At 62.6% G+C, this 25,300-nt stretch carries 18 protein-coding genes; 9 read left to right on the forward strand and 9 right to left on the reverse strand.

From position 1 onward, the window contains the following. The first annotated feature begins 19 nt into the window (after nucleotides 1–19). Entirely contained in the window at nucleotides 20–4,597 is a 4,578-nt protein-coding gene (locus OXI69_04260) for a hypothetical protein (protein ID MDE2665343.1), read from the forward strand. On the opposite strand, the gene speA is transcribed toward OXI69_04260, so the two are convergent. The 4 genes from speA to OXI69_04280 form a co-directional block, all read right to left on the reverse strand. Then, complete coding sequence (gene speA / locus OXI69_04265; protein ID MDE2665344.1) at nucleotides 4,594–6,582, reverse strand: biosynthetic arginine decarboxylase; 1,989 nt, start codon at nucleotides 6,580–6,582, stop codon at nucleotides 4,594–4,596. The genes OXI69_04260 and speA overlap by 4 nt on opposite strands. Nucleotides 6,583–6,660: 78 nt before the next feature. Beyond that, a complete protein-coding gene (locus OXI69_04270) occupies nucleotides 6,661–7,452 on the reverse strand; it encodes an aldo/keto reductase (protein MDE2665345.1) in 792 nt (263 codons plus the stop codon). 142 nt (nucleotides 7,453–7,594) lie between these two features. Next, complete coding sequence (gene ubiA / locus OXI69_04275) at nucleotides 7,595–8,455, reverse strand: putative 4-hydroxybenzoate polyprenyltransferase (GenBank protein ID MDE2665346.1); 861 nt, start codon at nucleotides 8,453–8,455, stop codon at nucleotides 7,595–7,597. A gap of 19 nt (nucleotides 8,456–8,474) precedes the next feature. Next, nucleotides 8,475–9,077 (reverse strand): UbiX family flavin prenyltransferase, encoded by a 603-nt coding sequence (locus OXI69_04280; GenBank protein MDE2665347.1) that lies wholly within the window; start codon nucleotides 9,075–9,077, stop codon nucleotides 8,475–8,477. Between the two features lie 544 nt (nucleotides 9,078–9,621). Here OXI69_04280 and larB point away from each other — a divergent pair. The 4 genes from larB (at nucleotide 9,622) to OXI69_04300 (ending at nucleotide 12,487) form a co-directional block, all read left to right on the forward strand. Beyond that, the gene (larB, locus tag OXI69_04285) at nucleotides 9,622–10,368 is read left to right on the forward strand and encodes a nickel pincer cofactor biosynthesis protein LarB (GenBank protein ID MDE2665348.1); all 747 of its coding nucleotides are present in this window, start codon (nucleotides 9,622–9,624) and stop codon (nucleotides 10,366–10,368) included. Nucleotides 10,369–10,458: 90 nt separating this feature from the next. Next, nucleotides 10,459–11,208 carry a YebC/PmpR family DNA-binding transcriptional regulator gene (locus tag OXI69_04290; GenBank protein ID MDE2665349.1) on the forward strand — a complete coding sequence of 250 codons (750 nt, stop codon included), beginning with the start codon at nucleotides 10,459–10,461 and terminating at the stop codon, nucleotides 11,206–11,208. Between the two features lie 87 nt (nucleotides 11,209–11,295). Then, entirely contained in the window at nucleotides 11,296–11,826 is a 531-nt protein-coding gene (gene ruvC / locus OXI69_04295) for a crossover junction endodeoxyribonuclease RuvC (GenBank protein MDE2665350.1), read from the forward strand. 4 nt (nucleotides 11,827–11,830) lie between these two features. Further along, the gene (locus tag OXI69_04300) at nucleotides 11,831–12,487 is read left to right on the forward strand and encodes a hypothetical protein (GenBank protein ID MDE2665351.1); all 657 of its coding nucleotides are present in this window, start codon (nucleotides 11,831–11,833) and stop codon (nucleotides 12,485–12,487) included. Nucleotides 12,488–12,510: 23 nt separating this feature from the next. Here the strand turns inward: OXI69_04300 and amrB are convergent, their stop codons facing one another. The 3 genes from amrB to OXI69_04315 all read right to left on the reverse strand — a co-directional run bounded on the left by amrB (nucleotide 12,511) and on the right by OXI69_04315 (nucleotide 16,057). Beyond that, nucleotides 12,511–13,356, reverse strand: coding sequence for an AmmeMemoRadiSam system protein B (gene amrB / locus OXI69_04305; protein MDE2665352.1), 846 nt, complete (start codon nucleotides 13,354–13,356; stop codon nucleotides 12,511–12,513). 248 nt (nucleotides 13,357–13,604) lie between these two features. Next, entirely contained in the window at nucleotides 13,605–14,717 is a 1,113-nt protein-coding gene (locus OXI69_04310) for a VWA domain-containing protein (GenBank protein ID MDE2665353.1), read from the reverse strand. 329 nt (nucleotides 14,718–15,046) lie between these two features. Further along, nucleotides 15,047–16,057, reverse strand: coding sequence for a sigma-70 family RNA polymerase sigma factor (locus OXI69_04315; protein ID MDE2665354.1), 1,011 nt, complete (start codon nucleotides 16,055–16,057; stop codon nucleotides 15,047–15,049). 200 nt (nucleotides 16,058–16,257) lie between these two features. Between OXI69_04315 and OXI69_04320 the strand changes: the two genes are divergently transcribed. Beyond that, nucleotides 16,258–18,012 carry a family 10 glycosylhydrolase gene (locus OXI69_04320; protein ID MDE2665355.1) on the forward strand — a complete coding sequence of 585 codons (1,755 nt, stop codon included), beginning with the start codon at nucleotides 16,258–16,260 and terminating at the stop codon, nucleotides 18,010–18,012. A gap of 300 nt (nucleotides 18,013–18,312) precedes the next feature. Then, a complete protein-coding gene (locus tag OXI69_04325; protein ID MDE2665356.1) occupies nucleotides 18,313–19,011 on the forward strand; it encodes a zinc metallopeptidase in 699 nt (232 codons plus the stop codon). 145 nt (nucleotides 19,012–19,156) lie between these two features. Here OXI69_04325 and map read toward each other — a convergent pair whose 3' ends face one another. Beyond that, nucleotides 19,157–19,906, reverse strand: coding sequence for a type I methionyl aminopeptidase (gene map / locus OXI69_04330; GenBank protein MDE2665357.1), 750 nt, complete (start codon nucleotides 19,904–19,906; stop codon nucleotides 19,157–19,159). A gap of 185 nt (nucleotides 19,907–20,091) precedes the next feature. Between map and OXI69_04335 the strand changes: the two genes are divergently transcribed. Next, on the forward strand, nucleotides 20,092–21,519 hold the full coding sequence (locus OXI69_04335) for an ATP-binding protein (protein ID MDE2665358.1): 1,428 nt from the start codon (nucleotides 20,092–20,094) through the stop codon (nucleotides 21,517–21,519). Here the strand turns inward: OXI69_04335 and glgP are convergent. Then, nucleotides 21,491–23,641 (reverse strand): alpha-glucan family phosphorylase, encoded by a 2,151-nt coding sequence (gene glgP / locus OXI69_04340; GenBank protein MDE2665359.1) that lies wholly within the window; start codon nucleotides 23,639–23,641, stop codon nucleotides 21,491–21,493. The genes OXI69_04335 and glgP overlap by 29 nt on opposite strands. Nucleotides 23,642–23,825: 184 nt before the next feature. Between glgP and OXI69_04345 the strand changes: the two genes are divergently transcribed. Next, nucleotides 23,826–25,073 carry an MFS transporter gene (locus OXI69_04345; GenBank protein ID MDE2665360.1) on the forward strand — a complete coding sequence of 416 codons (1,248 nt, stop codon included), beginning with the start codon at nucleotides 23,826–23,828 and terminating at the stop codon, nucleotides 25,071–25,073. Nucleotides 25,074–25,300 lie beyond the last annotated feature (227 nt).

Here is a 25,300-nt window from a genome sequence, read left to right on the forward strand (position 1 = left end):
AAAACCACGGGAAACAACCATGGACAAGCTACGAGTCATCGGGAAATGCGGAGCTGGTGGAGTGGCCGCCGTTCTGGTTCTCGTGGGCGTGCTTGCCGGTCGAGCGGATAGGGTTTCCGCCGACACCGGCGCCGACCGGGTGGAGGTCTCCCTGCAATCCGAAAGCCGGTGGGAAAGGACCTTCAACCTGCGTCGCGGCGAAGTCCGTGAGATTTCGGTGGCCGTCTCCAGTCCCTCCTTCCTGCCGCCCAACGGCCGGGTAGCGGTGAGCTGGCACTTGGAAAACCCCAATGGGGCCAAGGGCGCCGACGTCTCCAAAGAGACTGCCGGCTCCGCCCAGGACGGGAGAGAGCCCGATGTCTTCGGCATATACACCCGGCCCACCGCCCGCTGGAGAAAAGTGCTCCATGCCCTGGATCCGGATGTCTTCCTGATTTACAGGGCTCCGGTGTCGGGAAGGTATGTCCTCAGCCTGGCCCCGGTCATCGATGAAGACCCGGTCTTCGGCGGACCCCGCTGGCGCGAAACCGGGACCGCACCCCGGGTGGATGCCTTCCCCCGCAACACGCCCTGGCCTTCCGGGGCGCAGGTTTCCCTGTTCGCCAGCGTCAGGGGTCTGGATCTCGAGGAGCCGCCCGACCTTCATTTCCACCTTGAACTGGAACCCAACGATACGCCCGAGCAGGCTCAGCCCATTCCGCTTCCCGACGGCGAGGGTGTGCAGCGGGTTCTGGTAACCGCCGGGGCCGACGACGTCGAGTATTTCGACAACGGCAAGGTCGGCCGTTCCGGCGACGACTGGTTTCGCCTCGAGTTCACCGGCACCGAGCCCCGGCTGTTGACCTGCAACCTGACGCTTCCCGATCACACCCTGGCCGCCCGTCTCAGATTCTACGCGCTTCCGAACCCGACCGACGAGGTCGGTCCCGCCACTGCCGAACCCTCCCGGGACCGGAAAGAAACCGCCCCCGGCAAGATGGCGTTGCTGCCGCTGGTGGAATACACCCGGGGGCGCAACGACAACGAGCGGGTTCACCAGCAGTCCGAGGACCACCGATCCGAAGTCAACCGCCTGCTGCAACCCGGCGGAGTCTACTTCCTGCGGGCGGAGGCCAACGCGCCGGGCTACGAGATCGAATTGCGGCTGCTGCAACCGGCGCCCTACCGGGACCCCCGGATGGCGGTGCGCCAGGGCCTCTACGACCACCTGGCCCAGGTGGACGCCTGGCTGACCAACCGCCCTCGCGGCGCCAGCGTGGAGCGCCGCATCCGCGACACCGGCAACCTGCTCGGGACCCACTGCATGAGCTGCCATACCCAGGCCGGCGTCTGGGGCTCGGCGGTTCCGGTCGAGAACGGGTACCCGATCGAAAACGTTCAGAACTTCCGACGGCTGGTCAACGTGATGTACGAGTCCCTCAGGCCGACCAACTACCTCAAGGAGGCCGCCAACAACACCAGCCTGGCTCCCCTGGACGTCGGTGACGGTCCCGCCGGAACCCGGGTGGCCGGCCACAACGTCTGCACCGCCGAGCGCGTGCTCCCTCCGCGCAAGCTCCATTCGCAGCAGCTGGTTCGCGCCGCCAACCATGTGCTTCAGACCGCCGATCCCGGCGGGATCAATGCCGCCGGTCCCGGTTCCAACGTGGGGAAATCGGTCGTCTTCAGCTATGCCGGAGAGATCCTGCGCACCGCCTGGAACCGTACCGGCCATCCCCGCTACTTCGCGGCCGTGGAGGAAAAGGCCCTGAAGTTGTTGGAGGTGCAGCCGAAGTACAGCGACGATCTTTCGCACCGCATCGAGTTCTTCCGCCGATTCTTTCCCCGGGATTACCTCGAAGCCAGCCGCAAGATGCACTCGGTTCAACAGGGACTCCCGCCTCGGCCTCCTCGGATCGAGCCGCCACCGACCACCGATGAGTCCGAAGAAGAGCTGCCCCCGGCCGAGTTCCCGGACTATGAGCTCTTGTCGGAAGAAGCTGCCCTGGACCTGTGGCAGCGGATTCAAAGGCAGGTAGCCGAGGACGAGCAGCGGCTGAGGGCCATCCAGAATCCGGACGGGTCCTGGGGTTTCGACCCCGGGCAGCCGCTTCCCGAAGGCTCGGGCTGGAAAACCGACGGCAAGTCGGATCCCGCGCCCACGGCCCTGGCCCTGATCGCCCTGGAAGCACTCGGGCATGGCGCTGGTGATCCGGCGGTGGACTCGGGAGTCCAGGCACTGCTGGGAATGCAAAAGCCCTATGGACTCTGGAACAAAAGCGCCAAGACCGGTTTCGTCACCACGGCCTACGTGCTGCACGCTCTCTCCCGGCTCTTCCCCCTGCCACCGCCGGAGCATCCGCGGCAGCGATTCGAATTCTCGCCCGGAGACTCCCTCAGGACCACCCTGGCCAGGGTCAGAGATCTGTCGCACTCGGAAGACCCCGGGCTGGCCGACCTGATGGTCCGGGCCGCGGCTCACGACAGCCCCCTGGTGCGCTATTGGGGCCTCATGGGCTTGGGCGGCATCCACGGCAGAAATGGCGTAGGCGCGCTGATCTCGGCCATGGGCGATCCCGTCAAGATGGTTCGGGATGCGGCCGCCTGGGCCATGGAACAGACCCTTCTGGACGATCGAGGATTTGAAGAGCTCTTTGAGGCCTACGATTCCGGTGACGACCGTGTTCGGGAAACCGTTCTCAAGGCTCTGGGGATGCGCGCCGATGCCGTTCTGACTCGCCCGGGATTCGACCAGTCCCGCCTGTCCGGGCTTTTGGCCAGATCCCTGACCCGCGACCCGCATCCGGGCGTACGGGCCTGGGCGGCCAAGGCTGCCTGGCAGTGGTGGGTCTGGAATCCTCCGCTGCGCCCGGCCATCCAGCAGGCCTGGCTGAGCAAGCTGGCGAGTCCCGAAACCGAGGCCCTGGTGGAACAGTGCGTGCGATACCAGAGCCATGCCCTCTTCATTGCCAACGGCCACAAGGCCAACAGCAGCAAGATCCACCAGTATCCCGAGCTGACTTCCCTGTTCCAGTCTCTGGAATCGCGGATGGACGATGCCGACCTGGCGCCGACCGGAAAAGACCGCCTGGCCCGCCGCCTGGCGCAAATAGCGGCCACCTTCTACAACACCTCCGGTGGCGATGGCGGCCCCGGGCAGATGGGATACATCACCCCGGGCGCCGGTGAAATGATGGGGAAAGCCGTGCTGCGCTACTGGGATGGCGATCAACAGGGAAATGGCGCCCAGAGAGTCCGCCTGTCCCTGGAAGCGGCAGCCGGCATCCCCCACCCGGACCTGCAGGACCGCCTGATGAGCTTCGCCACCGAGGGTCCCGAGGAACTGCGAACCCTGGCCGCGGCCGCCCTGGCCGATCCCAGCTCCGTCACCCTGCCGGCAACGCAGGAGTTGATCCATCCAATGGTGGAGCAGATTCATCGGGGGGCCCTGGACTATGACCGCCGAAAGACGCTGGCGGAGCCGGTGCTCCAGCTGCTGAGCCGAGCCGGCTTTACCGTTCCCGAAACCCGGGAGCAGCGGCAGATCCTCTATTCACTGCTGGTGCCCTCCTACCAGGACCCGGCCGATTCGCAGTCGTTGCGGGAAATCCTGCGGATAGTCGAGGAGGCGGTTCAGACCGAGAGTCCGTTGAGCCCGGACTGGTTCATTGCCGATCGGATGGGGAAAATGCTGGCCGCCAACCCCGACTTCCAGACCCCGTTTCTGGCGCGGCTCTTTCCCGAGGGCGTCAGGAATCCCATGGAAGCTCATTTCTGGCTTCCCAGCATCGATTGGCTGTCCACCTTTCAGGACGAGGTGCCGGTAGTGAGACCGGCTCCGGCGGATGGCAAGGAGTCCTCCGTGCTGCCGCGGGACCTGCTGGAGGCCCGGGGGCGGGCACGGGCGCTGCTGCTGCAGCTTCTGCAGGCCGAGACCCCGGAGCTGAGCCGACGGACGGCCGTCAACCTTTCCTATCTGACCCGCTATCGGCAGGACCCGGCCGTATTGGCGGCCTTGAAGGGGCTGGTCGAGTCGGAAACCAACGAGAGAATCGAGGAGGCCGCCCGCAACATCCTGCGTTCGGAACCGGAGGTCTGGATGGCGGATCTCCAGGAGGCGGTCCGCAATGAACCCCTGGCGGAGCGGCTGGGGCTCGGGCAGGCCCCCTCTCTTCCCGAGGAGTTCCTGGCCAGCTTCCGCTATTTCCAGGACCACGTGGCCCCGGAGCTCAATCGACCGCAGCGCCACGACCAGATGGCCTGCATGAGCTGTCACGGAGTCCCCGGACGGGTGCCCTCCATGGAACTGGCTCGCCCCGACGGCACCGGCTACCTCTCCGCCCCCAAGATGCTGAAAAACTACCTGATCCTGCAGGCTCGGGTGGATTCGGAGAATCTCGAGAAGAGCAAGCTGCTGCGCAAGCCTCTCAACATCCAGACGGTCAAGGAGGACGGCCACCAGGGAGGCAGGCGCTACACCCCCTCCGACCGCGGGTATCGGATCCTGCGGCAATGGGCGCTGGATCTGCCGAGGGTACAGGCACGGGCTGGGCCGCCAACACGGGCTCAGGAAGCCGCCGAGTCCGAGAGCGGCGCCGGGGCCACTGCCAATCCCTAAAAATGAGGTGAAGCCGTCATGCGGCGGATGCGGGCCGCCTTCTTCGAGGAGGGAGCCGGCGACTCTTCCAGGTAGGTGTATCCCCGAAGACCCGATTCGTAGAAACGGAGAAGTCGTCCCGACTCTTCCAGCGAGATCTTCCTGTCGCGAACGGCGCGCTCGATGTCCCGGCGCATGAGCGACAGCAGCTCGTCGGCGTAATATTCCACGTAGCCCAGCACGTCCTTGACCCGGTCGCCCTTGACCACGTGATCCACCCGCACCTCCCCGCTCGGTTCCAGGCTCACGTGGACGGCGTTGGTGTCTCCCAGCAAGTTGTGCAGGTCTCCCAGAATCTCCTGATAGGCCCCCACCAGAAACACGGCCAGGTAGTAGGGCTCCCCCGTAAAGGGGTGGAGCGGAAGGACCGGTCTGACACCGTGGGCATCGATGAATCGGTCCACCCGTCCGTCGGAGTCGCAGGTAATATCCGCCAGGATGGCCCGACGGGTGGGTTCCTCCATCAGGCGGTGAATGGGAGTGATGGGGAAGAGGTGGTCGATGGCCCAACTGTCCGGCATCGACTGAAAGATGGAATAGTTGCAGAAATAGGTGTCGGAGATGAGGGCTTCCAGGCTGCTGAACTCCTCGGGGACGTGGTCCAGGTCGCGAATGATCCCCAGCAGGTCGCGGCAGATGGACCAGTAGAGACTCTCGCTGATGCTGCGCTGCTCCAGGCTGAGGTATCCCAGGTTGAAGAGGTTGAGGGCGTCTTCCCTGAGCTGAACCGCGTCGTGATAGGCCTCCAGGTAGTTCTTCCCGCCAAGGTTGCGGGCAATCCAGTGGAGGTCCGAAAGAGGTTGGGGAGAATTCTCGGGCAGGGACTCGGGGATGCGGAACCCCTCGAAACCCGAAACCCCCAGCACGTTGAAGACCAGGACGCTGTGATAGGCCACCACGGCCCGACCCGACTCCGAGACGATGGTGGGGTGGGCGACTCCTGCCTCGTCGCAGACCGACTTGAGGCGAGAGACGATATCATTGGCATACTCCTGGAGGGTGTAGTTCACCGAGGACTCGAAGCTGGACTGGGAGCCGTCATAGTCGATCCCCAGGCCTCCGCCCACATCCAGCATCTCCAGGCCGGCTCCGGCCTGGATCAGCTCGGCGTAGACTCGCGCCGCCTCGGTGATGGCTTCCTTGATCTTTCGAATGTTGGTCACCTGGCTCCCCAGGTGGAAGTGCAGCAGCCGCAGGCAGTCGGCCATCTCGCGCTCACGCAGGTATCGGACGGCTTCCACCACTTCGGTGGAGGTCAATCCGAACTTGGAGCGATAGCCGGCCGAGGACTCCCAGCGACCGGCCCCCCGGCTGGCCAACTTCACCCGTACTCCGATTTGCGGCTTCACCCGAAGCTTTTGCGCATACTTGACGATGAGCTCCAGCTCGGTGAAGCGTTCCACCACCGGGATGACCTTCTTGCCGATCTTCTGCGCCAGCATGACGGTTTCGATGAACTCGTCGTCCTTGAACCCGTTGCAGATAATGGGAACGTCTCGGCCGTGAGTGACGGCCAGAACGGCCAGCAACTCCGGCTTGGAGCCGGCTTCCAGTCCCACCTGGTATTCCCGTCCGAAGTCCAGGATTTCCTGCACCACGTGGCGCTGCTGGTTCACCTTGATGGGGTAGACACAGCGATAGGCGCCTTCGTACTCGAACTCGTCGATGGCGTTCCGAAACGCCTGGTGAATCTCGGCGAGTCGATGCCTCAGGATGTCTGTGAACCGAATCAGGATGGGCAGAGAAATGCCGCGGGTCAGCAGCTGGTCGATCAGGCTCTTGAGGTCGATGGCCCGTTCGGGGTCCTTGGCGGCGTGGACGGTGATGTGCCCTTTCCGGTTGATGGAAAAGTAGCCCTGTCCCCACTTGGCGATGTGGTAGGCGTCCAGGGAATCCTGGATGGTCCAGCGCTTGATCGATTCCACCCGTGGCTGCAGCTTGGGCATGAGGTCTCCCCGGTTGCAGGCCCCTTTCCAGGCCTCCTTGCCATTTAAGAACGGATTGAATCCGGCGGCAACAAAAAATCAGACAAAGGCCCGGGCATGGCGGTGCACCCGGTCCCCGTGGGCCCTCATGGATTGAAGCTCCTCGGCGGTTGGAGGTCTCCAGTCGTCCAGGAGCCCCAGGGCATGCAGCAGCTCCGACCGGTTGCCGGGTGCCGCCAAGACAATCGAGACCGACGGATGGGCCAGGACGAACCGATACCAATCCCGGACAGGGGGCGGGGTGAATTCGGCGGGGTCATGCGGAGTCGGCTTCAGCAGATCGCACCATCGAAGGGCGGTAAAGGCAACCAGGGGAAACCGCAGTTCCGCGGCTTGCGGGAAAATCCGGTCTTCGGTGCCGCGATAAGCCGCATTGTAACGAATCATCAGCAGGTCGAGCCGCCTCTCTCTCAAAATCTGCAACGCCAGCTCCCTCTGGTGGGTGGTCAGTCCGATCGCGCCGACCCGGCCGCGGTCCTGAGCCTTTCGCAATCCCTGCAGGGCGCCCCCCGGGCCGGCGATCTGCCTCCATTCCTCCAACCGTTCCACGTAGTAGTGGGTAGCCACGTCCAGGCAGTCGACTTTCAGCCTGTCCAGAACCTGTTGCAACTCCGTTTGGACTCCCTGCTCGTCCCGCGCCCGGAGCTGAGCGGCGATCACCACCCGCTTGCGTCGGGAGCCGAGTTCTCGGATGGCTTCGGCCATTCCGTCCTGGTGGCCGCACCAGTTCCAGTAGTTCAGGCCCCGCTCCAGCGCCAAAAGGACATCCTCCCTGGTGAGGTGGGTATTGCCTCGGGTGGCCAAACCCAGACGGCACACGGGGACTTGCATTCGGTCAATGGTGAAGAAGCGGGGCATTCCAGACATGGGGGTAATCGGGTTGACTGCCGGAAAAGAGGGTCGAATTCGAAGAGCAACGGGCCGTCCGCTGAACGCCCCGGCGTCTGGCGACCGTTGCCGCGCGAGGGCTCCCTCAGTTGACGAGTTCGTCCAGTCCCAGGGCCAGCATCAGCAAAATGCTGACGTAACCGTTGAGCGTAAAGAAGGCCGCATTGACCCGGGAAAGGTCATTGGGGCGAACCAGCCGGTGCTCCTGCCACAGAAGTCCGGCCACCAGCAGGATGCCGAGCAGGCTGATCCAGCCCAGGCCCTGAGTCCAGACTAACCCCAGCAGGACCAGAAGCATGCCGATGTGCAGCCCGCGGGACACCTTCAGCCCCCGCTGGATGCCGTATCCCTCGGGGATGGAAAAGAGGGCTTGACGGCGATCGAAGTCCACATCCTGACAGGCGTAGATGATGTCGAACCCGGCCGTCCAGAGCAATACCGCCAGGCCCAGCAGCAGGGGCGGCCAGCCGATCTCGCCTCGCACAGCAATCCAGGCGCCCAGCGGCGCCAGACCCAGACAGAGCCCCAGGTACAGGTGCGAGAGCCGGGTGAATCGCTTGGTGTAGGAGTAGAGCAGCAGAATGAGCAGGACGGGGAAGGACAGAATGAAGCAGAGCGGGTTGAGCTGGTAGGCCGCCAGGACGAAAACGGATGCCGAGGCCAGGGTGAAGAGGATGACGAACAGGCGACTGAGGTGTCCGGAAGGCAGGGCCCGGCTGCTGGTCCGGGGATTGAGAGCGTCGATCCGGACGTCCGCCAGGCGGTTGAAGGCCATGGCCGCGCTTCGGGCTCCCACCATGGCCACCACGATCCACAGAATCTTTCGGCCGCCGGGCCATCCTTCTGCTGCCAGCAGGGCGCTGAGCAGGGCAAACGGGAGTGCAAAGACCGTGTGCTCGAACTTGATCATGGCCAAGGTGATCTTCGTGCTGGAGAAAAGGCTCATGGTGGGTTGGTGGCCTGCCTCAGGCCCCCTTGTCTCCCGACCAGCGGAAGGCCGCCTCCGGGTTCAGGCCGAGCTGCTGCATCACCCGGTAGAGAAATTGGTCGATGATGCCCTCGAGTGTGGTTTCTCCGTGGTAAAAGGAGGGAGTGGCCGAAAAAACCACCGCCCCCGCCAGGGTTGCCAGACGCATGTTTTCCAGGTGAATCAGGTTGAAGGGGGTATCCCGAACCACCAGCACCAGCTTGCGTCTCTCCTTGAGCATGACATCGGCGGAGCGCTGAATCAGGTTCCGCGAGATGCCGTGAGCGATGCTGCCCAGGGTGCCCATGCTGCAGGGAACGACCGCCATGGAGTCCACCGGGTGGGAGCCGCTGGCGATCCTGGCCCCGATATCGTCGTTGCTGAGCACCTCGATCTTGTGGTGATGGTTCTCCACCAGCTTCTCTGCGAGGTTGTGGAGAGTGAGAGGCTTGAGGTCCAGCTCATCGTTCAGAACGCGCAGGGCGGCTCCGGAGGCAATCAGGTTGATGCGGGAAACGGCAGGCTCCGCGGCCAGCAGGTTCAGCAGGCGTTGCGGATAAATGGCTCCGCTGGCTCCCGTGATGGCGAGGGTGATCTCCAAAGTCACTAATACCCGGTGGTTCGTGGAGTGCAGGGATCCAATCGGACTCGAGCTCTTCACGTCAGCCCAATGGTACATCATCCCCCGAATCGGCGGCCAGCCGCCATTGTTGGCGGTTGGAGGGCCTTGATTGCGGCCCGAGGACTTTGCCGGGAATCTGCTTGACTTCCGTTGACTGCTGATTTCTGATTGTTGAGCCTTTTGCAAGATTCGGCAGCGGGATCGTTTTCGGGTATGGCCACAATAGGCACAAAAACACATAGAGAGCAGAACGATCTCAGAAAATGCGTTTTGTGACTTTTGTGCTTTTTTTGGTAAACCGGCATGGCTCACCCGGTCGCACCCGATATCGAAAAAGGTAGAACCGCACGTTTGCCGATACAATGACCTGACCCGCTGCAAATTTTGCAAGAGTCTCTGTTGATTGAAGAATTGTCACAAGTAGCTTTGCTCCAAATCCAAAATTCGAGATCTGAAGAACTCGGCTCATCCGTCAATGTCGTTTCGACTCAAGAGAGCCAGTTGACCGGCCGGAGAACTTTCCATGGATGCAAAGGGCCTCAGGAACCTGCTGGAGGAGATCAAGGGCGGCAAGCTCTCGGTCGATCAGGGGCTGGAGCGGTTGCGCCATCTTCCCTTCGAGGACCTGGGATTCGCCAAGATCGATCATCATCGCGCCCTTCGCCAGGGGTTTGCCGAAGTCGTATTCGGACGGGGAAAGACGGCAGACCAGATCGAGGTCATCGTCAAGCGGATGCTTCCCCGAAATCACAATATCCTGGTCACTCGCACCCGGGAGGAGGTCTTCCGGCGAGTCCAGGCCCTGTCTCCCAAGGCCCGCTTCCACCAGGAGTCCGGGACCGTTGTGATTCAGCAGGACGAGGAGATTCGGGGCAAGGGAACCATTCTGGTGGTTTCGGCGGGCACCGCCGACATTCCGGTGGCCCAGGAAGCGGTGGTGACCGCCCAGGCCATGGGGAACCTGGTGGAAACCCTCTATGACGTAGGCGTGGCCGGCATCCACCGCTTGCTGGACGCTCGGGAAAGGCTGCTGGCGGCCCGGGTGGTGATCGTGGCAGCCGGAATGGAGGGCGCCCTCCCCAGTGTAGTCGGGGGACTGGTTTCGGCGCCGGTGGTGGCGGTGCCGACCAGCGTCGGATACGGCGCCAGCTTCGGCGGGGTGGCGGCGTTGTTGGGGATGCTCAACAGCTGCGCCTCCAACGTGAGCGTGGTCAACATCGACAACGGGTACGGGGCTGGGTTTGTGGCCAGTCTCATCAACCGCTTGTGAACCGGCGGCCTGCCGGGACTCCTGCTACGGCTTGAGTCCCCTGGGGGCTTTTGCTATTCTCTGATTGCGGGTCACCAAGGAAAAAGAGCCATGTCGGGACATTCCAAATGGCATAGCATCAGGCACAAGAAGGGTGCTGCCGATGCCAGGCGGGGCAAGCTGTTCACCAGCCTGATCAAGGAAATTACCGTGGCCGCGCGGCTGGGCGGCGGGGACCCGGACGGTAACCCCAGGCTCCGGGCGGCCATGGCTGCGGCCAAGTCCGCCAACATGCCCGGGGAGAACATCAAGCGGGCCGTGCAGAAGGGAACGGGCGAGTTGCCGGGGCTCACCTATGAAGACGCGACCTACGAGGGCTACGGCCCCGGCGGCGTGGCCATCCTGGTCGAGGCCGTGACCGACAACAAGAACCGGACGGTGTCGGATATCCGCCACGTCTTCTCCAAATTCGGGGGCAACCTGGGTCAGTCGGGATGTGTGGCTCACCTGTTCCAGAGACAGGGCCTGATTCTCGTCGACAAGTCCAGCACAGACGAAGACGGCTTGATGACGGTGGCCCTGGAGGCTGGGGCCGAGGATATGAGAGATGGGGGCGAGGTCTACGAAATCTATACCTCACCTCAGGACTACGAAGCGGTGCTGGAGGAGATGCGGAGTCACGATCTGGCGGTGGCATCGGCAGACCTTTCCATGATTCCCCAGACCACCCTGCAGCTTGCGGGAAAGCCGGCCCAGCAGATGCTGCGCCTGATGGAATCGCTGGAAGACCACGACGACGTGCAAAAGGTCTTCGCCAACTTCGACATCGCGGATGCGGAACTGGAGGCTGCCGCCTCTTAGGATGACACCGGGAACGTGGACGGGATCGGTTCTGGAAGAACCGCCGGTGGACAGGTTGCCGAAAGACGCCGGCGACCATGGGACCCCATGAGAGTCTTGGGTATCGATTGCGGTTCACGGTCGACCGGATACGGCATCATCGACAGTGAGGAAGGGCGTCCGCAACCGGTCGTCTTCGGGGCCATTTCTCTTCCCGCCAAACACTCCCTGGGCGCTCGGCTGGTGACCGTTCAGCGGCAGCTTCGGCAACTCATCGACTCCTACACCCCTCAGGTTGCCGCTGTAGAGGACCAGTTCTATCTCACCAACTTCAAGAGCGTCATGAAGCTTGGCCAGGTCAAGGGTGTGGTGATCTGCACGGCGGCCCTGGCGGGCATCCCCATCGTGGAGTACAGTCCCTTGGAGATCAAGAACGCAGTCACCGGATATGGCCGGGCAGACAAGCAGCAGGTTCAGGCCATGGTCGGACGACTGCTGGGACTGGCCAGCCCGCCCCAGCCCCACGACGCGGCCGATGCACTGGCTCTGGCCCTGTGTCATGCCCAGGTTATGACCACTGAAAGCCGCATCAGGAGAGGAATCTCCAAGACCAATGTCCCCCTTCCCTCCCGAAGCTGAGTCCATGCGCCCGTCCCGAGTCCATACAGCCGGGCCGCTGGCGCTGCTCCTTTTGGCTGGCGGTTTGAGTGGCGCCGACCAGCCCACTCGGGTGTTCTGGCAAAAGGACTACTCCAGGGGCAACACCGAGTTGCACCGCATTGAAGTGGAGACGGATGGAAGGACCCGGTACGTGCTGAGACTGGGAGATGGAGAGCCGGTGGCGGTGGATTTCCAACTCAAGCCCCACACCCTCCAGCATCTCCTGGAACTGTTCGCCCAGGCCGACTTCCTGAATCGGGACAAGAACTTCGTGAGCTCGCGGCGGGTGGCCGACACCGGGACGCGCACCATACGCCTGATGAGCGGCCCGCAAACACGGGAAGTGGTGTTCCGCCACACCGACAACAAGACCTTCCGCAAGATCGTGACCTTTTTCGATCACCTCTCCGCTCAGGAGAGATTCCTCCTCGATTTGAAGCTGACCTTGAAGCATGACCGGCTGGGGATTCCCAGAAAACTGGATCTACTGCGAGGGTTCCTGGACAGGAAAACGATTGTGGACCCCCAACGGTTCTCACCCATCTTGAAGAGAATTTCCGAGAACACTTCCCTCATGAACCTGGCCCGCAAGACGGCCCGAAGACTCCTCAGACAGATCGACCGCCACCCCTCCGGCTGATCGGCCCGCTGCGCCCGCACTTGTTACGGGGGCGTTCGGCCGCCCGAGCCGGAAGCCTTGGGGTAAATGGCGATGCCGGCGTAACCCACCACTTCTTTCCTTCCTCCGCCGGCGTCTCCCGAAGTCGCATAGCGGACCAGCTCGGCCCGGCAGGTCCGGGCCGAGGCTTCGGTTCCATACATCATTGCGATGGTCGGTCCGTAGCCGCACATGCTGATCGACTCCTTTCGGACCACCTCGTAGAGGCCTGGGGCATCCAGAGACAGGATCCTGGAGATGGCTTTTTCGTCCTTGATGCGTGTCACTGCATCCGGCTCGAAATGGTTCATGTCACTGCTGGCAACCACCAGCACCGGCTGCCCGGACAGATCCCGCAAGGCTTTCGCGATACCCTTCCCCAGCCGCTGGAAGGCGGGGAAATCGTGACGGCCCAGGGCGATGGGCACCAGGCGAAGGTCCGGCCTCAAATGCAACAGAAAGGGAAGTTGCACTTCCAGCGAGTGCTCGAAGCGATGAGCTTCGGTATCCTCCGTCAGGAACGGGCAGTGATGCAGAAGCCTCCGAGCCAACTCTTCATCGACGGGGATCCGGCCAAGTGGGATCTGCCACTCTCCCCGAGACATGATCGAGAGAGAGGCTCCCAATCCGGTATGGTTGGGACAGAGGATCAAAACCCTTTCGGGTATCTCGATTCCGGAGAACACGGCTCCGGCGACACCGCCGGAATAAAGGTAGCCGGCATGAGGCACCACCACGCCTCGGGCCTGGCGTCGTGCCCGGGGCGGTCCCAGGTGCTCCTGCAGGTCCCGGCGAAGCCGGTCAGGCTGTGAGGGATAGAAACGGCCGGCAACGGCGGCTTTTCGCAACATGATGCTTCCGGGTGTGTGATGTCTCAGTGCGGGGCTGAGCCAAGTCCAGCTTGCATTGTAAGCCCCTCCGGGCAACGACGGTGGCTGTTTCGGATCGCCCGGAGGGAAAAGAGAACCTTGAGCCCGCTGGAACCGCGGACTCACCGGAGGGAGATTGCAGACCGGCTTGGGGGCATCCCCTCCAGCCCGCGTTTTGCGGCAGCCCGGCATCGGGGATCCAGCCGGGCGAGTTTCGGTCTATTTTCAGGTCAACTCTTGACGGCGTGGTAGCCGGTGCGGGTTCGCGCCTTGACTCTCTTGACGCGTTTCCCGTTCTCGTCAACGACTTCCACCTTGATCTTGCGGAACTTTCCGTTGCGGTCGGCATTGGTCGAAACGTAGCCCAGGCTGTACTGGTTCCTGAGCTCGATCCCGACCTGCCGCAGGATGGCGGGATGGTCCTGTTGCCAACGGGGGAACCAGGCCTTGCCGCCCGTGACCTTGGCAAAGGTCTTGAGTTGATTGTCGGCCTGCAGATAGGTCAACCGGGTGGTGGCTCCCATGTAGGGTTCGTTGCTCATGCGCCCTCTCTGGCCGATACCCAGGCAGTAGATGACGGCGTCGGTCGCCTGTACCCGCTTCAAGGCCGAGCTGAAAGTGATCCTGCTGAAGGTGTCCACACCGGTGCTGACCAGAAGCACGGCCTTCTTGCCGTCTACTTCGTCCAGGCGGTCCAGGGTGAACTGGAGAGCGTCGAAAAGGTTGGATTCCTGAGAGACGGGAAAGGCCATGCGGGTGAGCGACCCGAAGAGTTCGCGCTTGTTCTGGGTGAAGTCGGACAGAATCCTGGGGTTCAGGTTGTAGGCCACCACCGCCGCCCAGTCGTCGGGCCTCAGCATCTGGATAAAATAGGCCGCTGGCATCGTCGCGTCGTCGTACCACCACCAAGCCAGGTTCCTGGTGGACTCGAGCACCATCACCACCGTTAGCGGCGCCGAGGTGGGGCTGAAGTTGGTGACCTTCTGCTCGACCTTGTCCTCGAAGACCCTGAAGTTCTTGGCGGTCAGTTCGGGGATGAAATTCCCCTTTTTGTCGGTGACCACCACATCCAGATTGACCAGCTCGATGTCGACCGCCAGGGTGAAGTTCTCTTCGGGCTTGGAGCCCTTGGGACGGGCCGGGTTCAGGCGGCGTTTTCTCGGCCTGGGCTTCCGCTTTCGAACGATCACCGGGTCGGACTGTCGCTGCTGAGGGCCGCCCCTCTCTACTTTTCTGCTCTCTTCTCCCCGCTCGGGCTGAGAGGGTTCCTCTCCCTCCGGGCCCGCCGACAGGCGACTGCCGCCAAGGACGAGGCCCAGCGCCAGGGCTCCGAAGAGTGCCATTTGTCTCATCCGACACCAGGTCATCATGGTTTCGTCCACCCTCGTTTTCGGATTTGTTTCTATCTGGAATCTTAAGCCAGGCCTCTCTACGAGTCAACACCGCTGGGCGGGGAGTATCCCACGCTACCGAATTCAGGGTGACAGAACAGTCAAGGCACCCGAATCACGCCGATATTCCAGGTGGAATGGTAGGGGCGTCCCTTGTTGGCGCCCCCTACGCGGCCCTGACCGGGCGACCCGGAACCACCGGGCAACCAAAAGGGTTGCCCCTACAGTGGGGGGATTCAGGGGGAGATGGCCCTGACTACCAGGCGAGGTGCCGGACTGCGCTATCCCTCACCCAGCTTGAAATCCACTTCCGGAAGCCCCTTCAGCGCCTCCCTCATGTAGTCCTTGACTCTTCCCACCAGCTTCTTTTCAGACACGCGAATCGCCTCGCGGGTCACTCCATACCGGTCCGCGATGGCCTGAAGAGTCAGGGGCTCTTCGGCGATCAGTCTCTGCTGGAGAATGACCCGGTCCCTTTCTCCGAGGTCCTGGGAGAATTGGGCGAACTTGGATTCGATGAGGCTCTTCAACTCTCCGGCCGCCAGCTTTTCGTCGATCAGATCCTCGGTAGAGGCCAGGGTTTCCAGATAGTAGAGGTCGGAGTCGCCGGAAGTCGTGGCATCCAGGGAAAGGTCATGAGCCCTGATGCTGTTCTCGACGTCGATCACATCCCCTTCGCTCACGTTCAGGTTCCTGGCGATCAGCCTGGGCGTGGGCGCGATTCCCTGGGCTTCCAGTTTCCGCTTTTCCTTGCGCAGATTCATCAGCAGCTTGCGGCGATCGTTGGTGGTTCCCACGCGCACAATGCGAAAGTTGTCCAGAATGAACTTGATGATGTAGGCCTTGATCCACCAGGAGGCGTAGGTGGGCAAGCGGGTGCCCCGGTCGGGATCGAATTTCCTCACAGCCTGGAGCAGACCCAGGTTGCCTTCCTGGATCAGGTCCATGAGGTTGGAGTAGACCTTGTTGTATAGAAAAGCGATCTTCACCACCAGCTTGAGGTTGGAGGTGACCAGCCGGCGGACCGCTTCCCTGTCCCCGCTGTCCCTGTAGAGACGGGCCAGGTGCCGTTCTTCTCCGGGAGTCAGGGGCTGATACTTGCTGATCTCCAACAGGTAGTGGCGAACCGGGTCGTACCGGACCAGCTCGGCCCGCTCGCTGTCTCCCATCGATATCCGCGGTTCGTCGTGCTCCTTCAGGGTCAGTACCTGAGCCAGGACTTCACCCTCGTTCTCAGGGGTTGCGGAGTCCGACCGGGGTGTTGGAGGGGCGCCGTGGGGGTCAGGCTGCATGCCTATCATTTCCTTTTCCGACCCCGTGTGGGCGTGATTCGGAGGCGATCAGTCCTATGGCTGCCGGGCGCGGGCGGGAGGAGCGGCACTCAAATCCGACCGGAGGAGGCCGTGCGATGCTACACTGTCACGCTGAGAGTTCCATCCTAGCATACTATCGCCCGCCCCGCCGGGACCCAACCTTGCGGGATGAGGTCCCAATGATCTCCATACTGTGGTCGGTTCTCATCTTGTTAATTGCCACCGACGTGGCTGCGGCTGAAACGAGTTCAAGCATCAGCCTCAGTGAAGCACACATCGCCGCCGTCAATCGACCCAGGCGGGTGATCGTCAACATCGACGCCTCCTGGCACGTGGATCGGTTCGTCAAGGATCTGCCGGCACAGGTGGATGAGGCCTTCGGGTTCGCCGATGAACCCGGCAGCCACATCGACAGTATTTGGTGGAGTTGGGGCCAGGGTCAGACGGCGCCCTATCCCAGCAAGATCCTACCGCTATACGATCGCGAAAAGTACCGGCGCTGGGTGAATCAGGGCATCGATGTCATGCGCCTCTATCTGGAGGCGACCAAAAAACGAGGTTTGGAAGCCTTCTTTTCCTACCGCCTCAACGCAGGAGACTCGGACCTTGGAACCACCGCCCCGGTTGCCATCAAGCAAGAGCACCCCGAATGGACCATTCGCCCCTGGCCGGACCACCCCACGCTTCATCAAGTGATCTTGTTCAACTTTGCCTTCAAGCCGGTGAGAGACTTTAAGTTGAGCGTGCTGCGCGAGGCAGCCGAGAACTATGAATTCGACGGTATTGAGCTGGACATGCAACGCAGTCCGCTGCTGCTACCGATTGGACGTCAGTGGGAAAACCGCCATCATCTGACAGAGTTCGTGCGCTCGGTTCGAGCCATGCTGCAGACGCTTGCCCGGAAGCGTGGCCGGCCCTTTCTGTTGGCCGTGCGAGTGAGCCATAGGATCGAGAGCTGCCATTTTGACGGCATTGACGTGGAGACTTGGGCAAGGGAAGGTCTGGTCGACATGTTCGTGTTGGGCACCCGTTCCCTGGACGTCGATGTCTACGCGTTCCGCCGGATCACTGACGGAACCCACATCAAGCTCTACCCCGTCATTCAGGATCACCACGGCCCCGACGGCTACAGTTACCCGCCCATCGAGGTCTTTCGAGGCGTGTTTTCCAACTGGTACCGGCAAGGAGCCGACGGCATTGAGACCTTCAATTTCTCCTGGGCGCCAGCCATCGCCGGCTATCCCCTTCCTGCGATGAATGCCAAGCAGTCCAAGGTACACCAGCAGGCCTATCGGGAAATGGGTGATCCTGAACTGATGAAGCACAAGGACAAGGTCTTCGTCCTGTCCCGCCGGGGTGGCGGTCATGGTGATCCCGTGGTGCCCAACCCGGAGAAGTGGTACACGCCGCGCTATATGTTCGGCTACACCAACATGCTGGCACCCTTGCCCTGTCCGCTATCCGGAGACGGCAAGACCGACACCCTTCTGAAACTGTTTGTGGGTGACGACCTGAGTGCCGCAGCCGACCGTATCTCGAAATTGAGGCTGCGTATCCTGCTCCATGACGCCGGCGCCGGCGACTATCTATCCTCGAATTCCCCGAAGAAACCCAACCCCCCCGATGACACCAGAATCGAGCGCGGTACGATCCGCGCCTTCCGCCACAGAAGCTTTCTCTACAACTACCCGGCCAGGAAAGGCATCGAGAAACGCCTGCAGCTACGGATCCACAACAGCCTGCTACCCGCGCCGGTCCTGGAAGACGGCTGGTTGGTATTTCACGACCTGAATCCGCGCTTGTTCGCCGTCGGCGACAACCTGATCGGTGCCGTGCTCAGCCGGTCTACGAGCGATCTGGAGGAGTCCATTCGGATCGAAAAACTGGAACTGCAGGTGCGGTATCGGGCGAATGATGAGTCCAAGCTCTTTTGAACTGTGCAAGCCGTGGCAGTAGATGGCCGTGGGTGTGAGCCCATGGAGAGAAGTGCACCCAAAGGTCAACGAGCCGCGACGGCGGCGGCAATTCCTCCAGAGGTTCAGGTCCTGAAGAGTGCGGTTTTCCCGGCAGGGTCAAACCCACCCCGGCAGCGGCTTCGCGGCTGCACCTCTCCAGGGACGGGGATACCCACCGGCCACTCAACCTGAAGAATAGCCGAAGCCGGGACCGCTTGACGCTCCTCCCGTCCTCCTTTACACTCAAGCGAGAATAAAGAAGAATAAGGAGTTGCGCTGATGTTTCCCATGTTCGATCTCACGTATTTCCTGTTTATAGCTCCCGGCTTGATCCTGTCGTTATGGGCGAGCTGGAGGGTGAAGTCCAACTTCAGGAAATACTCGGCCGTACGGTCCATGCGCGGGCTCACCGGTGCCGAGGCGGCGGCGGAACTGCTGCGCCAGGGCGGCGTCCGCGACGTGCGCATCGAACGCTCTCACGGCATGCTCTCCGATCACTACAACCCGGTCACCAGGACCCTGGCCCTCTCCGACGGGGTTTACGGCTCCACTTCGGTGGCCGCCATCGGCATCGCCAGCCACGAGGCGGGTCACGCGCTCCAGCACGCTCAGAACTACGGACCGCTTCGCCTGCGCTCGGCGCTGGTTCCCACGGCCAGCATCGGCTCCAACATCGGATATTTCGTGATGTTCCTGGGCCTTTTCATCGATCCGACCCTGGTGCTGATCGGGGCGGTCCTCTTTTCGGCGGTGCTGCTCTTCCAGATCGTCACCCTTCCGGTGGAATTCGACGCCTCCAACCGCGCCAAGGCGCTGGTGCTGGAGCGCGGCCTGATCTATCCGGGTGAGCGCGAGGGAATGGACAAGGTGTTGAACGCCGCTGCCCTGACCTACGTGGCGGCGGTGGTGAGCACGCTGCTGACCCTGCTCTATTTCCTGCTGCGAGCCGGTCTGTTGGGAGGCAGGTCGGACGATTGAAGGGCTGCCGGAAGGTTGTTCGGGTGCAAAAGCCAAAAGGGGCGCCGCGGCAGGGTCCGCCGGCGCCCCTTTTCACGATCTCCACCTGTTGAGGGAATTCCCTTCCCTTTTCGCCAAGGGTCCCGGCACACCGGTCACGGGCCGCCTAAATTCCCAGGCTCAGGATCTCCGGGCCATTCTCGGTGATGGCGACGCTGTGCTCGAAATGGGCTGAGGGCTTGCCGTCCTGGGTCACCACCGTCCAGCGATCGGGCAACACCCGCACCTTGTCCGTGCCCAGGCTCACCATGGGCTCGATGGCCAGGACCAGGCCGGGCTTCAGCAGTATGCCGCGCCCGTTGACCACGTAGTTCAGCACCGCCGGCTCCTCGTGGAGGTTTCTCCCGATGCCGTGCCCGGAAAACTCCTTCACCAGGGAATAGCCCCGGCCCTCGGCGTGGGCCTGTATCGCCGCAGAGATGTCTCCCAGGTGGTTTCCGGGAACCGCTTTCTCGATCCCCAGCACCAGCGACTCCCGGGTGGTCTGCAACAGACGTTCGGTACCCGCGGAGATGCGGCCGACAGGCAGGGTCAGGGCGGCATCACCATAGAAACCACGGTGGAATACTCCGTAGTCGACGCTAACGATATCGCCTTCCTTCAGGACCTGCCTGGAGGGAATCCCATGCACCACCTGGTGGTTGACCGAGGTGCAGAGAGTGGCCGGGAACCCGTTGTAGCCCTTGAAGGCGGCCCTTGCCTTGTGCTTGCGGGTCAAATCCTCCGCAATCTTGTCCAGCTCCAGGGTGGTGATGCCGGGGTGGCAGTGGCGTTTGAGTGTGTTGAGGATGTCGACCACGATCTGGTTGCATTCTCTCAGGATCGCGATTTCATTGGACGACTTCAGATGAATCATGGACCGGCGCTCCGGAGAAAGTGTCTGACGCCCTTGGCCCGTGCCTCTGCCCGGGGGGCCTCCTGCCAACGCCACTCCATGATTGACAAAACCCCCCGGCATGTCAAGGCGCCGGAACCCGGCCCTCCAATTGACAATCCAGGTCCAAACGTTTAAGTTTTCTCGACATCCGGAGGGAGGATTCGATGAGAAAGCGAGCGGAACCGGTTCTGGATTCCGAGGTGGACGATGCCATCGAATCGCTGCGCTCGCTGGTTCGACAAGCGCATCGACTGGTGATCTTCCGGGCCGTCCTGAGAGACCCGGTGGTGGCGGCTCTGCTCGATTTCCTGGGAGGAATCGCCGGCAGCCGACTCCACACCGCCAAGGTTTCCAGGCGGGTTGCCGCCAGCTACGCCTCCTTTTTTTCCGGCCTGGCTTCGCAGTCCGTTCCCGGAACAGACGCGGCCGTGGGCACCCCCTGGCAGAACCACCTGCTGAACCTGATGCTGCGCGACGAGAATCCCTTTTCCCGAGGGGCAGAGTGTCACGGCCTGGACCGGCTGGGGCCTTCTCTTGTGCTCCAGTTGGAAGCGGACCTGGACCGGTTGCGGGAGCTCTTTGCCTTGCGGAGCGAGCAGGTGGCGGCCGCTTTCCGGATGATGGGCTGGGACGGAGCCTGGCCGGGCTGGGATCGGCTGCGACCGGACGAGGTTCCCTGCGAGCCGCTCTCCGACCAACGCCTGGATATGAAACGAAGGCTGATCCGGACTCCTGACTGGAGTCCCCTGGTGCCGGAGCTGGCCGCCTTCTACTCCCGGAACGGCACCGGGATTTTCGGCGAGTTCCAGGCTTTTCACTGGAATCCCCGATCCCGGGGCGGCGCGTTGGAGGGCATTGCATCGCCCGACCCCATCACCCTGGAAGACCTGGTTGGGTACGAGGACCAGAAGCAGTGGCTGGTCCAGAACACCGGTTACTTCCTGGCGGGTCACCCGGCCAACAATGTCTTCGTCTACGGCGATCGAGGGACCGGTAAGTCGTCGGCCATCAAGGCGCTCTTGAACCGCTTTGCCGGATCCTCCCTGCGCATGGTGGAAGTCTCCCGCGACGACCTGAATGACCTTCCCCGGGTGATGAGCCTGCTCCGGGAGAGGCCGCAGCACTTCATCGTTTTTGTAGACGACCTCTCATTCGAGGAAGGGGAGACTCAATACAAGACCTTGAAGGCCGTGCTGGAAGGAAGCCTGGAATCGCGCCCCGGCAACGTGGTGGTCTATGCCACCTCCAACCGCCGCCACCTGATTCGGGAGTTCTTCTCGGACCGCAACGACTTGCAGGGTGACGAGATCAGGCGCCAGGACACTCTGCAGGAAAAAGTCTCTCTGGCCGACCGCTTCGGAATCCAGTTGTCCTTTGTGGCTCCCGATCAGAAGCAGTACCTGGCCATCGTTCAGGCCATGGCCGGGAGGCGCGGCCTCACCGTGAAGCCCGGGGACCTGGAACGGCGCGCACTGCAATGGGCCCAACGCTACAACGCCCGCTCGGGGCGCACCGCCCGTCAGTTCATGGACTGCCTTTGCGCTGAATTGGATCCCGGCCAGGTCACTTCCCCCGCAGGTAGTAGCGGGTGACGTACTCGGTCACCATGCGGTCGGTGTTGTACTGCGGAATCAGGGTTTGCATGGCCCGGCGAATCTTCGCGATCCAGCCCCTGGGGATTCCCCGAGAATCCCGCTCGAAAAACAGCGGGATGATGTTCCGGCTCAGAGTCCCGTAGAGCGACTCCAGGTCGGCTTGGTCCTGGGCGGCTTCGTCGGCCGGGTGCTCATCCTCTCCGATGGCCCACCCGTTGCTGCCGTCATAGCCTTCCCTCCACCAGCCGTCCAGGATGCTCAGATTCAATCCCCCGTGAACACTCACCTTCTGGCCGCTGGTTCCACTGGCCTCCAGGGGACGGCGAGGCGTGTTGAGCCAGAGGTCCGCACCCGAGATCAACCGCCGGGCCACGTTCATGTCGTAGTTCTCCAGGAAGACGACCTTGCCCAGGAATTCGCTGCGCTTGCAGATGTCGAGGATGCGCTGGATGAATTCCTTCCCCCGGACATCCTGGGGATGGGCCTTTCCGGCAAAGATCAACTGGATGGGACGCTCGGGGTCGTTGACCATTTCGGCCATTCGCGTCAAATCGCCGAAGATCAGCGGAGCCCGCTTGTAGGTGGCGAAACGCCGGGCAAAGCCGATGGTGAGGGCATCCGGCGAGAGCATGGTCTCGAAGGCCCGGGCCCTCTCTGTGCCGCTGGCGGGGAAGGTGTCCGGCACATGCTTGCGGACAAATTCGATCAGCTCCCGGCGGAGGTGGTAGCGTAGCGCCCAGATCTCCTCGTCGCTGATCGCCTCCTCGTCTGAAATCACCTTCCAGAGGTCCGGGTACATCGAGCGCTTTTCCCACTCCGGTCCCAGGTGCCGTTTCCAGAAACGCCGCGCCGGACGAGACATCCAACCCAGCACGTGGACGCCATTGGTGATGTGTCCGATGGACGGTCCCCGATAGGTCGGGGAATTCAGCAGGTCTTTCCACATCTCCCGGCTGACCTGACCGTGGAGCTGGCTGACCCCGTTGGCTCCTCTCGACATCTTGAGCGCCAGCACGGTCATGCAGAAGTACTCCCCGGAATCCTCCGGTCTGGTTCGACCATAGGCGAGAAACTGCTGAGCCTCCATGCCCAGCAATGACCGATAGCCGGCAAAGGCGTATTCCATCAATTCCGGGCTGAAACGGTCATGACCGGCGGCCACCGGTGTGTGAGTCGTGAACACACAGCGGTCTCTCACCCAGGTCTCCGCCTCCTCGAGATCGGAGCCCGAATCCAGCCGGCGACGCAACAGTTCCAAAGCCAGAAAGGCGGAGTGGCCTTCGTTCAAGTGGTGGACGGCCGGAGTGATTCCCAGGGCCTGCAGCAGTCGCACGCCGCCGATTCCCATGACCATTTCCTGGCCGATGCGGGTCGTCATGTCCCCGCCGTAGACTCTGGAGGTGAGACCGCGGTAGGCGCTGTCGTTTTGGGGAAGCTCGGTATCGAGAAGGTATATGGCGGCGCTGCCGACCCGGAGCCGCCAGGCCCGGAACCAGATCCGGCTCTGCGAGAACTCTATCCAAAGCAGCAGCGGCTTGCCCTGGCTGTCCAGCACCGGCTCCAGCGGCAGGTTGTTTCTGTCTAGAGAGGGGTAATGCTCCTCCTGCCAGCCGTTGCGGCTGACAAGCTGCTCAAAGTAGCCCTGCCGGTAGAACAGGGTAATCCCGACGAATGGCACCCCCAGGTCACTGGCCGACTTGGCGTGGTCCCCCGCCAGCACTCCCAGTCCTCCGCAATAGAGCGGCAGAGATTCGTGCAGCGCGAATTCCGCGCAGAAGTAGGCGACGGGGCTATTGAGGAAAGGAGCCGCGTAGGCCGAACACCAGGTCCGCTCACGGGTCAGGTACCGGTGGAAGGCGACCAGAACCTCCCGTGTTCGGGCGGCGAAGTCCCTGTCCATCAGACGCGACTTCAATTCCGCCTCGGAAACCGCCCCCAGAACCGCCACTGCGTTGTGGCGGGAGGCGTCCCAGACCAGAGGTGACAGTTCGGCGAATATCTCGCGGGCATCCGGGTTCCAGCTCCACCAGAGATTCCGGCTCAGCCTGTGGAGCTCTCGAATCGTCACCTCCAGGTCGAACAGACCCTCCGGATAGTCCGTCTTCTCTTGGGCGCGCACTCTCTATCCTCCCGGCCGGCAGGGACCCAACGGCGGGCGTAATCTATAGCATGTCGCCTGCAAAGATTCCAGAGAGCGGGTCAGGAGCCGTAGCGGTGCGGGATCGAGGTTCCCGTACTGCCCCTGTTGACGATCTCAACCGGCCTCTGCTAGGCTCCGCTGGACTCACTCCCAGGAGCCCTCAATGGGAGAGCGACCTCCCGACATTTCCCCTCCCGCGTCCCCTCCGGGGAAGCCTCCGCTTCCGACCGGGAACAGGCTCTTCTGGTTCTCGATCGGCTTGAGCCTGTTGGTGGGCATGACCATCAACCTGCTGCCGGTCACCTTCAAGGTTTTCGAGAAGCTGTTCCAGGCCGGCTATGAAATGCAGGGAAGGGCCGAGGCGCTCTTTTTCCTCGGCGCCCTTGCCGGAAACATCCTGGCCGGGCAGGTCACCCATAGCAGGGGCCCGTCCGTGTCGGTAAAACGGGGCCTCGCCGTCGGCGCGCTGGGCTTTCTCTTGTTGGGGGGCGCCCAGAACTGGCTGATGGCACAAGCCGGCGCCGTCCTCATGGGGGCGGGGCAGGTCTGGCTCACCGTAGTCTATGCCACCATCACGGCCCACCAATTTCAGGAATCCCGCCAACGGGTCTTCGCGGCGCTGGCCTTGACCATGGCCATTGGCGGCACTCTGGCTCCCCTGGGTCTGGGAGCCTACGTGGACCATGCCTGGTTGGAACGAGGATGGCCCTGGTGGATTCCCTATGCCGGCCTGATGTGCTTCTACCTGCTGACCCGTCTGACGGTTCCTTCGATTCCGGAGTGGACTCCCGCGGCAGCAAACGGGGGCGGCCAATCGCCCGGCCGGCGCCTGGTTCTATCTCCCTCGCTATGGCTCATCGGTCTGGCCTTCACCCTGCACGGGATCGGACAGATGGGCGCAGTGGTCTGGCTGGGCCGGCTCTTCGCCAAGCGCCTGCTTCTCTCCGAGACCCAGGTGGGATCGATGATTGCCGTCAACATTACCGGCTTCATTGCCGGACGGGTGATCTGGACCTGGTTGGGCGGGCGCATCCCCGAGCGCATTCTGCTGGGTTGCAGCGCCGGCGTGGGAGCCACTTTTTATGTCCTGACCATTCTCAGCGGGAGCTATGAGCTCGCATTGGCGATGACCTTCGTGGCGGGGATGGGTATGAGCGGCGACGCCATTGCCCTGCAGTCCTTCACGGCGCTGCGATTCCGCCGACAGGCCGCCCGGGCCTTCGGGATCACCCAGGCTCTGGGGCACCTGGGCGCGGCCATGGGACCCTACTATATCGGCTTTGTGGGAGACCACAGCGGAACCCTGGAGCAGGGGATCTGGGTCATCCCCATCACCATCGGCACCCTATCCGTGCTCGGGTTCCTGTGGCACCTGCTGGACCGGCCTGCCCGGGAACCGGAAGCCGCTTAGGAACAAGCCATAAGGCCCTGATCCCGAGTCCCGGGCGACACCCTCTCAATCCACCGACTCCGACCTCCTGCTCCTAACTGTTCGCAAAATTCCGAATCACGAATTCAGTCGCCGTGAGCAGGGAGCGAAAAGGGGCTCTGACAGGAGCCGTCGGGGTTGAGTGCGCCTTGATCCCAATGGGCGACCTGCAGCTTGGTGCGAAAACGGGACGATGCTAGACTTCGACA

It is taken from the genome of Acidobacteriota bacterium (assembly GCA_028875575.1).
In the GTDB taxonomy this organism is placed as follows: domain Bacteria; phylum Acidobacteriota; class Terriglobia; order Versatilivoradales; family Versatilivoraceae; genus Versatilivorator.